Origin of the sequence: Pararhodobacter sp. (assembly GCF_036802785.1) — a bacterium.
GTDB lineage: Bacteria > Pseudomonadota > Alphaproteobacteria > Rhodobacterales > Rhodobacteraceae > Pararhodobacter.
Genome location: NZ_DAIRVN010000022.1, coordinates 44894 through 58466 on the forward strand (window position 1 = coordinate 44894; position 13573 = coordinate 58466).

The window sequence follows — 13573 nt, forward strand, 5'->3', positions numbered from 1 at the left end:
AGAGAAACGCCGCCCTGAAGGGCGGCGTTTTGTGTTCCTGGGGCGTGGGCTTTGCCAAGGGGCGCCGCCCCCCGGCAAAGCCCACAGGGTTCGGCCGCGTTGCGGCCAAACCCCGCGGTCAGCCGCACCGCATGACGCTGGGCACAGCGCCACTGAGAAGCAGACCTGTCAGCCGCGTGGCAATGCCTGTTCGACAAGGCGGGCGAAGAAGCTCGCGCCCACCGGGGCGATAGCGTCGTTGAAATCGTAGCGCGGGTGATGCAGACCGGCGCTTTCACCCTGCCCAAGGAACAGATACGCCCCGGGGCGGCGCTCCAGCATGAAGGCGAAATCTTCCGCGCCCATCACCGGCGCGCACTCGCCCGCATCGCCGCTGACCTCTTGCGCGACGGAAAGGGCGAAGGCGGTTTCGGCCTCGTGGTTGATAGTCGCCGGGTAGCCGCGTTCAAAGTTGATCTCGGCCCGCACGCCCATCGCCTGCGCAATCCCGTTCACGATTGCGCTGCAGCGTTCCTCGACCATGGCCTGAACCGCTTTGTCATAGGTGCGGACCGTCGCGCAGAACCAGCCGGTTTCGGGAATGATATTGTCGGCGCTGCCGGTATGGATCTGCGTGACCGACAGCACCAGCGCATCCGTCCCCTTGCGGTTGCGGCTGACGATGGTTTGCAGCGCGCCCACCATGGCAACGATCGCCGCGACAGGGTCAGCGGTATCCTCTGGATGCGCGCCGTGACCGCCGCGCCCGGTGACGGTGACCGTCAGCGTGTCAACAGCCGCCATCAGCGGCCCCGGGCGGGTTTCAAACCGGCCGGCGGGCAGGCCGGGAGCGTTGTGCAAGGCGTAGATCTGCGCGATATCGAAGCGCTCCATCACACCTTCCTCCACCATGACACCCGCGCCGCCACCCCATTCTTCGGCCGGCTGGAAGATCAGTGCCACGCGGCCCGCGAAATTGCGGGTTTCCGCCAGATAGCGCGCGGCGCCCAGCAGCATCGTGGTATGCCCGTCATGACCGCAGGCATGCATCTTGCCCGCGACGACCGAGGCATGGGGCAGCCCGGTTTCCTCGGTGACCGGCAGCGCGTCGATATCGGCGCGCAGGCCTATCGTCGGTCCCGCGCCCTGCCCTTCGATAATCGCCACGATCCCGCTTTCGGCAATACCCGTATGCAACGCATCCACGCCGAAATCGAGCAGCCGCTCGGTGATGAAAGCCGCCGTCTGATGGCAGTCGAACCGGGTTTCGGGATGCCTGTGCAGATGGCGCCGCCACTCGGCCAGATCGGGGGCGAATTCGGCGATGCGGTTGAGGACGGGCATAGTGGACTCCGGTTGAGGCTTGGGCGATACCGGGGCATCTTCACCGAAAACGGGGCAGGCGCAATGGCCGACGAAACGCTGATCAACGACCCTCAGGGCGGTTTGCCCCGGCTGGCTGAGATCATGCGCCGCCTGCGCGCGCCCGAGGGGGGCTGCCCCTGGGATATCGAGCAGGATTTCGACACGATCGCGCCCTATACGATCGAAGAAGCCTATGAGGTGGCCGATGCGATTGCCCGGCGCGACTGGGACGGGCTGAGGGGTGAGCTGGGCGATCTGCTGTTTCAGGCGGTCTATCATGCCCAGATGGCCAGCGAGGCCGGGCATTTCACGCTGGATGATGTGGTGCGCGCCATTTCCGACAAGATGATCACCCGTCATCCGCATGTCTTTGGTGACACGCAGATCAACAGCGCCGATGCCCAGACGCAGGCCTGGGAGGTGATGAAGGCGCGCGAGCGGGCTGCACGGGCGCAAACCGGTGTGCTGGATGATGTGCCGCTGGCTCTGCCTGCGCTGATGCGCGCCCTCAAGCTGCAGAACCGCGCCGCGCGGGTGGGCTTTGACTGGCCGGAGATCGGTCAGGTGGTGGACAAGATCGCGGAGGAAGCGCGGGAGCTGGCCGAGGCGCGCGAAAGCCTGTCTCCGGGTGAGATTGCCGAGGAATACGGCGATCTGCTGTTTGTCATGGCCAATCTGGGGCGGCATCTGAAGATTGACCCGGAAACCGCGCTGCGCGCCGCCAACGACAAATTCACCCGCCGCTTCCGCTCGGTCGAGGCAGCGCTTCTGGCGCAGGGCCGCAGCCCTTCTGAGAGCACGCTGGAAGAGATGGATGCGCTGTGGGATGCGGCGAAGGCCGCCGAGAAACGCACCGCTCCGGACAAAAGCTGAAGCAGGAAAGGACGGACCATGCGCAATGTCACCCTCGCCGCGACGCAATTCGCCTGTTCGTGGGATATCGACGACAATCTTGCCAAAGCCGAGGCGCTGGTGCGCAGCGCAGCCCGGGACGGCGCGCAGATCATCGTGCTGCAGGAGCTTTTTCAGACGCCGTATTTCTGCGCAGAACAGCACTCCCGCCACTTTTCTCTGGCCGAAACCACCCCGGAAGCCCGGGTTGTCCAGCACTTTTCCAACATTGCGCGTGAACTGGGCGTGGTGCTGCCGGTCTCGTTCTATGAGCGCGCGGGCATGGCACTGTTCAATTCGGTGGCGATGATTGATGCCGACGGGACGGTGCTGGGCCTCTATCGCAAAACCCATATTCCGCAAAATCCGGGCTATGAGGAGAAGTTCTATTTCACCCCCGGCGATACCGGCTATGTCACCTTCCGCACACGGTTTGCCACCATCGGCTGCGGCATCTGCTGGGATCAGTGGTTTCCGGAATGCGCCCGCGCGCTGGTGCTGAACGGGGCGGAGGTGCTGCTTTACCCCACCGCCATCGGCTCGGAACCTGCCGACCCGGGTTATGACAGCGCCGGCCATTGGCAACGGGTGATGCAGGGGCATGCGGCGGCGAATATGGTGCCGGTGGTGGCATCGAACCGGGTGGGCACTGAGAACGAGGGGAAAACGCCGATCAGTTTTTACGGCAGCTCCTTCATCGCGGATGCGACCGGGGCGACGCTGGCGCAGGCCGACCGCAGCAGCGAAACCCATATCACCGCGCGCGTCGATCTGGACGCGCTGCGCGATTTCCGCGCCGGTTGGGGCACCTGGCGCGACCGCCGCCCGGAAACCTATGCCGCGCTCTGCGGTCACGGTCAGGGATGACTTCGATGACGCAGCGCATTGCCATGTGGTCCGGCCCGCGCAATCTTTCGACGGCGATGATGTATGCCTTTGCCGCGCGCGACGATTGCGCGGTGGTGGATGAGCCCTTTTATGCCGCCTATCTGGCGCGCACCGGGCTTGATCATCCGATGCGCGCGGCGGTGCTGGCAGCGCAGCCGTCTGATCCGGAGCAGGTTGCCGAAACGCTTGCCGGAGACGGGCCGGAGGGGGGCGGCAAGCCCCTTTTCTACCAGAAGCACATGAACCAGCACATGATCGACGCCATACCGCGGGGCTGGATGGCCGCCTGCACCCATGTTTTCCTGATCCGGCATCCGGCGCGGGTGGTGGCGTCCTATGCGAAAAAGCGCGAGGGGCCGTCGCTGGCGGATCTCGGTTTCCTGCAGCAGGCCGCGTTGTTTGATGCACTGGCGCAGCGCGATGGCACCGCGCCGCTGGTGATCGACAGCACCGATATCCGCGCCCGCCCGGGGCCGATGCTGCAAAGCCTGTGTCGCGCGCTGGGCATTCCCTTCACCGCCGCGATGCTGTCCTGGCCCGCCGGGCCAAAGCCCTTCGATGGCGTCTGGGCACCGCATTGGTATGGCGCCGTGCATCGCTCAACCGGGTTTGATAGCGCCGAGGGGCCGTTGCCGGTGCTTGAGCCGCGCTATCAGGCGCTGGCCGAGGAAGCACTGCCCGCCTACACGCGCCTTGCGCAATACCGGCTGCGGCCCGCGGCTGACGAAAGCGCCTAGAGCATATCGCGCAAAAGCAGGAACCGTTTTGCGCTTCTCGGATATGCGAAAACAACAGGTTAGAGTGTGTCGCGTTCACGCGATACGCTCTAGAAAAACTGCTCGCGGATCAGCCGTTCTTCCAGCCCGTGCCCCGGATCGAACAACAGCCGGTGGCGGATTTCGGGGTCTGAGCGTATCTCGACCGAGGCGACATCGCGCACCGGCTGGGCATCGGCATCGGCCATGACCGGGCGCTTGGCCGGGTCCAGCACATCAAACCGCACCCGCGCCGATTTCGGCAAAAGCGCGCCGCGCCAGCGACGCGGGCGAAAGGCGGCCATGGCGGTCAGGGCCAGAACATCGGCGCCGATCGGCAGAATCGGGCCATGCGCGGAATAGTTATAGGCAGTGGAGCCGGCAGGCGTGGCCAGCAGCGCCCCGTCGCAAACCAGCTCTTCCATCCGCACCCGCCCATCCACCGTGATCCGCAGCCGCGCGGTCTGCGGCCCGGCGCGCAGCAGTGAGACCTCGTTGATCGCCAGCAGCTCATGCACCTCGCCCGCCACGGTGGTCGCGCGCATCCTCAGCGGGTTCAGCACTTCTTCCCCCGCAACCTCCAGCCGTTCGTCCAGCCGGTCCGCGCTATAGGCATTCATCAGAAAGCCCACCGTGCCCCGGTTCATCCCGTAAACCGGCGTGTCCAGCGACTGGCTGGCATTGAGCGTTTCCAGCATGAATCCGTCGCCGCCCAGCGCCACGATCACGTCGGCATCATGCAGCGGCACATCGCCATAGCGCTCGGAAAGGGCCTCGCGCGCGCTGATCGCCATCGGCGCGGAACTGGCCAGAAAGGCGATCGCCTTCTTGCGTTTTGCTGTCATGGTCTGCGCCCTTCCTGACACCGCCCGCATCAGGCTGGCGCCTGCGGTCAGGTTTCGCAAATGCGCACCATGCATGCAATCGGAAAGGCACAAACCGCCAAAGGTGCGAAAAGCGTCGTTTTCCTTGCTTTCCGCGCGCGCAGGCTTGCGCTAAACAGCGGCCAGACAATTCTCGGCGCGGGAGATCCGGATGACCACCACCGACAAGGGCTTTTTCACCGAAACGCTGGCCAGCCGCGATGCCGCGCTGTTCGGGGCGATCCAGAAGGAACTCGGCCGCCAGCGCGACGAGATCGAACTGATCGCGTCCGAGAACATCGTCAGCCGCGCCGTGATGGAGGCGCAGGGTTCGGTGATGACGAACAAATACGCCGAAGGCTACCCGGGGAAGCGCTACTACGGTGGCTGCGAATATGTCGATATCGCCGAAAATCTGGCGATCGAGCGCGCCTGCCAGCTGTTCGGCTGCAGCTTTGCCAATGTGCAGCCCAATTCCGGCTCTCAGGCCAATCAGGGGGTTTATCAGGCCCTTCTGCAGCCGGGCGACACCATTCTGGGCATGAATCTGGCCTCCGGCGGGCATCTGACGCATGGCGCGGCGCCCAACCAGTCCGGCAAGTGGTTCAACGCGGTGCAATATGGCGTGCGCCAACAGGATCAGCGCATTGATTATGATCAGGTCGCGGAACTGGCGGCTGAGCACAAGCCGAAGATGATCATCGCAGGCGGATCTGCCATCCCGCGTGAGATTGATTTCGCCCGCTTCCGCGAGATTGCCGACAGCGTGGGCGCGTATCTTCTGGTCGATATGGCGCATTTCGCCGGTCTGGTGGCGGGCGGCGTGCATCCCTCGCCCTTCCCGCATGCCCATGTCGCCACCACCACCACGCATAAGACCCTGCGCGGCCCGCGCGGCGGCATGATCCTGACCAATGACGAGGCGCTGGCGAAAAAGATCAACTCGGCCATCTTCCCCGGCATTCAGGGCGGCCCGCTGATGCATGTGATCGCCGCCAAGGCCGTCGCCTTTGGCGAGGCACTGCGGCCCGAGTTCAAGGAATATTCGGCGCAGGTGGTCAGGAATGCCCGGGCGCTGGCCGATCAGTTGCAGAAGGGTGGCCTTGATATCGTCACCGGCGGCACCGACACGCATGTCATGCTGGTTGATCTGCGGCCCAAGGGTGTGAAGGGCAATGCCACGGAAAAGGCCCTGGGGCGCGCCAATATCACCTGCAACAAGAACGGCATTCCGTTTGACCCTGAAAAGCCCATGGTCACCTCCGGTGTGCGCCTTGGCACGCCCGCAGGCACCACGCGCGGCTTTGGCGAGGCCGAGTTCCGCCAGATCGGCGACTGGATCGTCGAGGTGGTCGACGGGCTTGCCGCCAATGGCGAGGATGGCAACGCCGAGGTGGAGGCCAGCGTGAAGGCGAAGGTTGCCGGTCTTTGCGCGCGCTTCCCGCTCTATCCGGGCCTCTGAGCCTGATACCCGCAGCCAGACAGCACCCCGTGTCCTTGAGCGCCAGCTTGGGGACGCGGGACACGCACCTGGAACCGCACAGGCATGCGCCCGCGATTTTCGTGCTCAGCCTTTACCCGGTGCCGCTGGTCTGTCGGTCAGCAAGGGGCACCCGCTCAAAGATAGCCACGCCAGCGCAGCACCGCGATCACCCCGGCAACCGTCACCAGAAACGCGAAAGACATCGACGCCGCGATGCTGAGGAACAGGCGCCAGCGGCGGTCAGCGGCACCAAGCGGGGCCAGATGGTTCACCACCAGCCGCCCCAGATGATCAAGCCGCGCATTGTCCAGCCGCAACCGCAGGCGCGGATGGTCCGCCATCTTTTCGGCCATGGCCAGTTCCTCGGCGGCGCGGCGGATCTTGCGGGGCAGGCGTCTGCCCCGCTGCCGCAAGGTCTGCTCAAGGGTATCGCCGCGCGCGCCCAGACGCTGGCGCATCAGGGCGGCTGAACGCCGGGCAAGGCCGGAGATGTCGTGCACAGACATGGGATACCGCATGATGAGGGGCAGCAAGCGGCAAGGGTAGCGCGCCGTCGCGGGGATTCGCAATCGCCTTCGCGCCCGGGGTTGTATCAGTGCCTTGCACCAGAACCGTGCCCCGGAAGCTTGCACCAGGACCTTGAACTGCCGCTCCGCCCGGCTTATCGCTACGGGCACCAGCGCCGGAATGGAAAGGAACCGCCATGCTGCACCGGGTCCGCCACGGGGTCGGCACCGCCCTGCCCCCGCTTCTGATCGTGCATGGCCTGTTCGGCTCGGCGCGCAACTGGGGGGCGATTGCCAAGCGGATATCCGATTCGCGCGCGGTTCTGACGGTCGATATGCGCAACCACGGCAGCAGCCCCTTTGCCGACAGCCACAGCTACGCCGATATGGCGCAGGATCTGGCCGAGGTGATCACGGCTGACGGGCAAGCGATGGATGTTGTCGGCCATTCGATGGGCGGCAAGGCGGCGATGGTTCTGGCGTTGACCCGGCCCGAACTGGTGAACCGGCTGGTGGTGGCGGATATCGCCCCGGTTGCCTATGACCACAGCCAGTCGCATTACATCGCGGCGATGCGTGCCCTGCCGCTGGAAGGCCTGACCTCTCGCACCGAGGCCAATGCGCGCTTCACCCCGCTTGTCGCCGATCCAGGGGTCCGCGCGTTCCTGTTGCAGTCGCTTGACCTCAAGGCCAACCCGCCCGCCTGGCGGCTGAATCTGGACGTGCTGGAGCGTGAGATGGCGCGCATTACCGGCTGGCCCGATGACGCAGGCTATGTGCCCTTTTCCGGCCCGACGCTGTTTCTGAGCGGCGGCAGCTCAGACTATGTCCTTGCCGGGCACCGGCCCGGCATCCGGGCGCTGTTCCCCAATGCGCGCATGGCCAAGCTTCCCGGCGCGGGGCATTGGCTGCACGCCGAAAAGCCCCGCGAATTTGAGCAGACATTGCGCGTATTTCTGGACTGAGGCCGCGCGCGCAGGGGCGCTCAGGTAATCCCCCCCGAAAGTAAGGGGCTGCATAAGTAGAATTTTCTCGCCAAGATGAACGAGGAGATTCTGAATGAAGACAAGCAGATACACTGAAGCGCAGATCCTTGCGATCCTGCGGCAAGCCGAAGGGGGTGTGCTGGTGGCCGAGCTGTGCCGCGAGCATGGCATGAGCAACGCGTCGTTTTACAAATGGCGGGCGAAGTATGGCGGCATGGATGCGTCGCTGATCAGCCAGATGAAGGCCATTGAAGAGGAGAACCGGCGGCTGAAGCGGATGTATGCGGACCTGAGCATGCAGGCCGATCTGCTGAAGGAGGCTCTGGGAAAAAAGTGACGCGGCCATCTCAACGCCGCGAGATGGCCGAGAAGGCGGTGGCACGCTACCAGGTCAGCATTGCGCTGGCTTGCCGGGCCTTTGGGGTCAGCGAGACCTGCTATCGCTACAGCCCGAAGCTGAAGGACGAGAACGAAGAGATTGCCGATCTGCTGGTCGGTCTGACCGATGCCCGCAAGACCTGGGGTTTCGGCCTGTGTTTCCTGCACCTGCGCAACGTGAAGGGGCATCCGTGGAACCGCAAACGCGTCTATCGCATCTATTGCGCTTTAGAACTGAATCTGCGGATCAAGCCGCGCAAGCGGCTGAAGCGGGACAAACCCGACGTGCTGGCTGTGCCGGACGCGCCGAACATGACCTGGTCCATGGACTTCATGGCCGACCGGCTGGGGGATGGCCGCCAGTTCCGGCTGCTCAACGTGCTGGATGACTTCAACCGTGAGGGATTGGGCATCGAGGTCGACTTTTCGCTGCCAGCGGAGCGGGTCATCAGGAGCCTCGACAGGATCATCGAATGGCGCGGCAAGCCAGGCACCATTCGGGTCGACAACGACCCGGAATACATCAGTGGCAAGCTGCTGATCTGGGCCGAGAAACGCGGCATCACGATCCAGCACATCCAACCCGGACAGCCGCAGCAGAACGCCTACATCGAGCGCTACAACCGCACCGTCCGGCATGAATGGCTCGATCAATACATCATCGAAACCATCGAGGAGGCTCAGGACTTCGCCACGCAATGGCTATGGACTTACAACAACGACCGCCCGAACATGGGTATCGGCGGCATCACACCCGCCCAGAAACTGAAAATGGCCGCGTGAATTCTACGGATGCACCCCGCTAAGAATGGGGGGATTACCCTCAGGCCTCCTGCAACCGGCTTGCCACCAGCCAGCTGATCACCACGCCCAGCACCGCGCCCACACCGGCGGCAATCAGGATCGGGCGCGTTTCATAGAAGCCCATGGTCAGCGCGGCGACCACGCCGATACCGGCCAGCGTGGAGCCGATGAACAGAAACAGGATCAGACGAAGCATTTTTCACCTCGGAATGGACAACACCGCCACGCTAGGCGCCCCCCTGGTGCCGCGTCCTTGATATGGCGCAAGCCGGTACGAAAATTGCCTTTCATTGGGCGCAGCGGATGCGGGCATTGATCACGCCCGTATCGCCCTCCACACTGGCCGGAACCACGGCGCAACCCGTCGCCTGTTCTGCCGCCGCAACCATAGCGGCCTGTATCCCCCCGTGGCCCGAGCGCGGCACATAGCCCATGCGCACCACCTGCACCTGCCCGCCCGCGCCAGAGCGGCGCGACCAGACCCGGTATTCCCGCCCCTCGATCTGCACGGCAACCGGCGACTGCCCCAGATAAAGCCGCCCGGGCGAGGCCCCGCAGCCTGCCAGCACGGTAAAGATAAGCGTGGTCAGGCAAAGCAGAGCGGGTTTCATCCCCCCAGCCTGCCGCACAGGTATTAAGAGAAGATTAACCGAAACCGGACAACTCCCCCTTGCCCCGGCACCAAGCCATTTGCTAAGAGGCGCGCGAGGGTGATTAGCTCAGTTGGTAGAGCGTTTCGTTTACACCGAAAATGTCGGCGGTTCGAGCCCGTCATCACCCACCATTCCCCACCCCTTCCCCGGCACGAAAGCACACCCATACGGGGCACAGATCTGCTTGCCTCGTGCCTGAGCATCGCGTATCAGACAGGTACTTCGGTGCAGGCTTACGGGCCTGCTAATAGGGAACGCGGTGCGGCCGGTGGGCCAACTCCGTGACTGCCCCCGCAACTGTAAGCGGCGAGCACTGTCGGAACATGCCACTGTGGCGCAAGCCATGGGAAGGCCCGGCAAGGCGATGACCCGCAAGTCAGGAGACCTGCCGAAGTGTTCACCCTATCCCGGCGCGGGCGGCGTCGCGGTTAACGGTCTTTCCGTAGAGGTGACGCAACTCACCGTCTGCGGAGGCACTTCTCCCAGACCTTTTGATCAACGGGCGCGGATGCGCCGAAAAGAAGGATGGCAGACGTGATGTCCGACATTCCACGCAGTATTTCCACGACAGCATGGCGCGCGAGCCTGACAGGGATGACCAGCGCGCTGGCCCTCGCCGTCTCGTTCCCGGCACTGGCACAACAGGTTTTCGAGCTTGATGAAATCACGGTAACCGCCAACCGCGTTCCCACCGACATCCAGCGCTCGGGCGCGTCCGTCACCGTGGTCTCGCGCGAGGAACTGGAAGCGGGCGGCGAAACCCGCCTTTCCGAGGCCCTCAACCGGCTGCCGGGTATCAGCGTCACCCAATCGGGCGGCTTTGGCACCACGGCGCAACTGACCATCCGCGGGGCGGGGCCGCGCTATGTGGCGGTTTACGTCGATGGTGTGCGCGTGGATGACCCCACCGGCATTACCACCGAGACCGATTTCGGCGCCTTCGCCATTGATGATGTCGAGCGGGTGGAAGTGCTGCGCGGCACGCAGTCGGCGCTCTACGGCAGCTCGGCGGTGGGGGGTGTGATCAGCATCACCACCCGGCGCCCGCAGCGCGACGGCTTCAGCCAGGAAGCGGCGGTCGAGGGCGGGTCGAACAGCACCTATGGCGGGCGCTATACGCTGGCCTTCCGCGATCACCGCATGGAAGCAGCGCTGACCCTTGCGCACCGGCGCAGCGAAGGTTTCTCGGCATGGGAAGGGCTGCTGCCCGCACCAACGGGGCTGGAGCGGGACGGGTTCGAGATGACACGCCTGTCGTCCAGCTTCCGCTATCAGGCAAGCGAGGCACTGGCCTTTGGCTTTTCAGCCTTCGCGCAACGCACCGACGCCGATTATGACGGCTCGGGCGATGCTTTCGCCGACAATGAAATCCGGCGGCGGGACTGGGGCGGGCGCGTCTTTGCCGAATATGACACCGGCACGGTGCGTCATGAGCTGTCGCTGAGCCATTACAACATCACGCGCCACTTCGTTGAGGGCGGGCTGCCTGCGGGCTGGTATGAAGGCGACCGGACGGGCCTTGCCTATCAGGGTTCGGCCGCAATCCATGACGGGCTGACGCTGGTCTGGGGCGCTGACACCACCCAGGATCGTGGCGAGTTTGAGGCCAGCCTCGCGGGACGCGAGCGCATGCGCACCAGCGGCGCCTTTGGTCAGGCTTTGTGGTCGCCGTTCAGCGGGCTGGATCTTTCGGCCACCGCGCGGGTTGACCGCAGCTCGGATTATGGCACCTTCACCAGTGGCCGGATCAGCGCGGCATGGCAGGCAAGCGAGGCGCTCACCCTGCGCGGCGCTGTGGCGCGGGGCTTTACCGCGCCCTCGATCAACCAGCGCTTCGGGGCGAATTACGGCTTTACCCTGGTCGCGCCCAACCCCGGCCTGCAACCGGAAACCAGCCGCAGCGCCGAACTGGGCGCCGACTGGCGCCAGGGCGGTGTGACGCTGGGCGCAACCGTGTTCCGCATCGAGACTGATAACGCGATCGAGTGGTGCGGCGACTGGGCCGACGCCTGCGGCTTTGCCCTGCCGCCCGGCTATTCCAACGCCTATCAGAATATCCCGGGCGTGACCCGGCGGCAGGGGGTGGAACTGGCCGCCAGCGCCGCGCTGAACGACCGGCTGACACTGAGCGGGAACTACACCTTCACCCAGACCCGCACCCCCGCCGGTGCCCAACTCACCCTGATCCCGCGCCATGTGCTCAACCTGTCGCTGGATGCCGCACTGACCGATCGCCTTTCGGGCACGCTGACAGCCCGCCATGTGGCCGGGCGCGCGAACCAGCAGGACTGGAGCGCGGGCGTGTCGCGCGAAATGCCCAGCTACACGGTGCTCAACACCAGCCTGCGCTATGCGGTGACCGATTATGCCGATGTGATGCTGCGGGTGGATAACGTGTTTAACCGGCAGTATCAGCAGGTCTTTGGCTATGGCACGCCGAACCGGTCTTACTACATTGGCGTTGCGGCGCGCTTCTAGGGCGCTGGCGCTCGTCGCGTCCCTTGTTGCGGGGGGCGCGGCGGCGCAGGCGGGGCCACCTGAAAGGGTGGTCTCGATCAATCTGTGCACCGATCAGATGGCGATGCTGCTGGCCGCACCCGGGCAGTTGATCTCGGTCAGCCATATTGCCGCCGATCCGCTGGTCTCGGTCATGGCGGACGAGGCGGCACGCTACCGGCTCAATTACGGGCAGGCAGAAGAAGTGCATGCGCTGGCCCCCGATCTGGTGCTGGCGGGCCCCTATACCTCGCGCTACACGGTCGGGTTGCTGCGCAGGCTGGGGGTGGAAGTGCGCGAGCTGCCGGTTGCCGAGCGGCTGTCCGATATCCCCGCCACGCTGGCCCTGATGGGCGAATGGCTGGGCAACCCGCTGGGTGCAGAGGCACTGGCCGGAGAATACCGCCGGGGCCTGGCGGCGCTGGCGCCAGATCATGCCGCGCGCCCCCGGGCGGTGCTGCATTACGCGAACAACTACACCTCAGGCAGTCAGACGCTGGCACACCAGATCCTGACCTTCGCCGGTTTCGCCAATATCGCCGAAGAGGCCGGGCTTTCTGGTGGCGGCACCCTGCCGATGGAGCAGTTGATCATGCTGATGCCCGATCTGGTCATTTCCGGCCAGCGCTACCCCGGCCAGACCCGCGCCGAGGATGTGCTTGACCATCCGGCCATGGCGGCGCTGCGTGGGCGTCATGCGGGCGGGGCGGTGACGGATGCCGAATGGGTCTGTGGCACACCCGCCGTTCTGTCGGCCATCGCCCGGCTGACCGCGCTGCACGAGGGGGGCAACTGATGCGCTTCCCCCTGCTTCTGGCCCTGCTTGCCGCACTGGTGCTGGCGCTTTTCGCGGTCTCGCTGTTGGTCGGCCCCGCCGGGCTGACGCCTGCGCGCGCGCTGGCCGCGCTGATCCGGGGTGAGGGACTGGCCGAGACGCTGGTGATGCGCGAAATCCGGCTGCCGCGCGCCCTGCTGGCGGTGATGATCGGCGCCTCGCTGGGCCTGGCGGGGGCGGCGATGCAGGGTTATCTGCGCAACCCGCTGGCCGAGCCGGGGTTGATCGGCGTCTCAGGCTCTGCCGCTTTGGGCGCGGTGCTGGCGCTGCATACCGGGCTGGCCACCACCTTCGCGCTGGGCCTGCCGCTGGCGGCGCTGGCCGGGGCGGCGGTGGCGGTGGGGCTGATCCTGCTGCTGGCCGGGCCGGGTGGCAGCTCGATCACGCTCATTCTGGCGGGGATCGCGGTGTCGGCCATGGCGGGCGCGCTCACTTCGCTGGTGCTGAACCTGTCGCCGAACCCCTTTGCGGCGTCGGAAATCATCTTCTGGATGATGGGCTCGCTCGCTGACCGCTCGATGCTGCATGTCTGGCTGGCGCTGCCCCTGATGGCGCTGGGCTGGGCGCTGCTCGCCAGCTTGGGCCGGGAGCTGGACGCGCTGACCTTGGGGGAGGATGCCGCCGCCACGATGGGCATCTCGCTCAGGCGGCTGCGGCTGACGCTGGTGGCGGGCGTGGCCTGTGTGGTGGG

At 65.3% G+C, this 13573-nt stretch carries 14 protein-coding genes, 1 tRNA gene and 1 riboswitch; of the genes, 10 read left to right on the top strand and 5 right to left on the bottom strand.

The window, feature by feature from the left end:
• Positions 1–168: 168 nt before the first annotated feature.
• Positions 169–1323, bottom strand: a complete 1155-nt coding sequence (locus tag V7Q53_RS09920) for a M20 aminoacylase family protein (RefSeq protein WP_333828381.1) — start codon at positions 1321–1323, stop codon at positions 169–171.
• 63 nt (positions 1324–1386) lie between these two features.
• Between V7Q53_RS09920 and mazG the strand changes: the two genes are divergently transcribed.
• The 3 genes from mazG to V7Q53_RS09935 are packed head-to-tail and all read left to right on the top strand — an operon-like array spanning position 1387 to position 3860.
• On the top strand, positions 1387–2217 hold the full coding sequence (gene mazG / locus V7Q53_RS09925) for a nucleoside triphosphate pyrophosphohydrolase (RefSeq protein ID WP_333828382.1): 831 nt from the start codon (positions 1387–1389) through the stop codon (positions 2215–2217).
• 18 nt (positions 2218–2235) lie between these two features.
• Positions 2236–3102: an N-carbamoylputrescine amidase gene (gene aguB, locus V7Q53_RS09930; protein WP_333828383.1), complete on the top strand. Its 867-nt coding sequence runs from the start codon at positions 2236–2238 to the stop codon at positions 3100–3102.
• 23 nt (positions 3103–3125) lie between these two features.
• Positions 3126–3860: an HAD family hydrolase gene (locus V7Q53_RS09935; RefSeq protein WP_333828395.1), complete on the top strand. Its 735-nt coding sequence runs from the start codon at positions 3126–3128 to the stop codon at positions 3858–3860.
• A gap of 89 nt (positions 3861–3949) precedes the next feature.
• Here V7Q53_RS09935 and V7Q53_RS09940 read toward each other — a convergent pair whose 3' ends face one another.
• Positions 3950–4723 (bottom strand): NAD kinase, encoded by a 774-nt coding sequence (locus V7Q53_RS09940; protein WP_333828384.1) that lies wholly within the window; start codon positions 4721–4723, stop codon positions 3950–3952.
• A 190-nt stretch (positions 4724–4913) separates the two neighbouring features.
• Between V7Q53_RS09940 and glyA the strand changes: the two genes are divergently transcribed.
• Positions 4914–6203 (top strand): serine hydroxymethyltransferase, encoded by a 1290-nt coding sequence (gene glyA / locus V7Q53_RS09945; RefSeq protein ID WP_333828385.1) that lies wholly within the window; start codon positions 4914–4916, stop codon positions 6201–6203.
• Positions 6204–6358: 155 nt separating this feature from the next.
• On the opposite strand, the gene V7Q53_RS09950 is transcribed toward glyA, so the two are convergent.
• Positions 6359–6730, bottom strand: coding sequence for a hypothetical protein (locus V7Q53_RS09950; protein ID WP_333828386.1), 372 nt, complete (start codon positions 6728–6730; stop codon positions 6359–6361).
• Positions 6731–6927: 197 nt separating this feature from the next.
• Between V7Q53_RS09950 and V7Q53_RS09955 the strand changes: the two genes are divergently transcribed.
• Together V7Q53_RS09955 and V7Q53_RS09960 are read left to right on the top strand one after the other, a co-directional pair.
• Entirely contained in the window at positions 6928–7695 is a 768-nt protein-coding gene (locus V7Q53_RS09955) for an alpha/beta fold hydrolase (protein ID WP_333828387.1), read from the top strand.
• Between the two features lie 94 nt (positions 7696–7789).
• Positions 7790–8877 (top strand): IS3 family transposase gene (locus tag V7Q53_RS09960; protein WP_333828388.1). Its coding sequence is split into 2 segments (ribosomal slippage): positions 7790–8051 and positions 8051–8877, totalling 1089 coding nucleotides; the frame shifts between segments, so codons are not numbered across the junction.
• A gap of 40 nt (positions 8878–8917) precedes the next feature.
• Here the strand turns inward: V7Q53_RS09960 and V7Q53_RS09965 are convergent.
• A complete protein-coding gene (locus tag V7Q53_RS09965; RefSeq protein ID WP_333828389.1) occupies positions 8918–9094 on the bottom strand; it encodes a CTP synthetase in 177 nt (58 codons plus the stop codon).
• Between the two features lie 91 nt (positions 9095–9185).
• A complete protein-coding gene (locus V7Q53_RS09970; RefSeq protein ID WP_333828390.1) occupies positions 9186–9509 on the bottom strand; it encodes a hypothetical protein in 324 nt (107 codons plus the stop codon).
• 97 nt (positions 9510–9606) lie between these two features.
• Between V7Q53_RS09970 and V7Q53_RS09975 the strand changes: the two genes are divergently transcribed.
• The 4 genes from V7Q53_RS09975 to V7Q53_RS09990 form a co-directional block, all read left to right on the top strand.
• Positions 9607–9682: transfer RNA gene (locus V7Q53_RS09975), tRNA-Val, on the top strand.
• A 75-nt stretch (positions 9683–9757) separates the two neighbouring features.
• Positions 9758–9958: riboswitch (cobalamin riboswitch) on the top strand.
• 130 nt (positions 9959–10088) lie between these two features.
• Positions 10089–12029: a TonB-dependent receptor plug domain-containing protein gene (locus V7Q53_RS09980; protein ID WP_333828391.1), complete on the top strand. Its 1941-nt coding sequence runs from the start codon at positions 10089–10091 to the stop codon at positions 12027–12029.
• Between the two features lie 67 nt (positions 12030–12096).
• A complete protein-coding gene (locus V7Q53_RS09985) occupies positions 12097–12843 on the top strand; it encodes an ABC transporter substrate-binding protein (protein WP_333828392.1) in 747 nt (248 codons plus the stop codon).
• The coding region (locus V7Q53_RS09990; protein WP_333828393.1) for a FecCD family ABC transporter permease at positions 12843–13573 on the top strand (731 nt) is incomplete at its 3' end. The genes V7Q53_RS09985 and V7Q53_RS09990, both read left to right, overlap by 1 nt.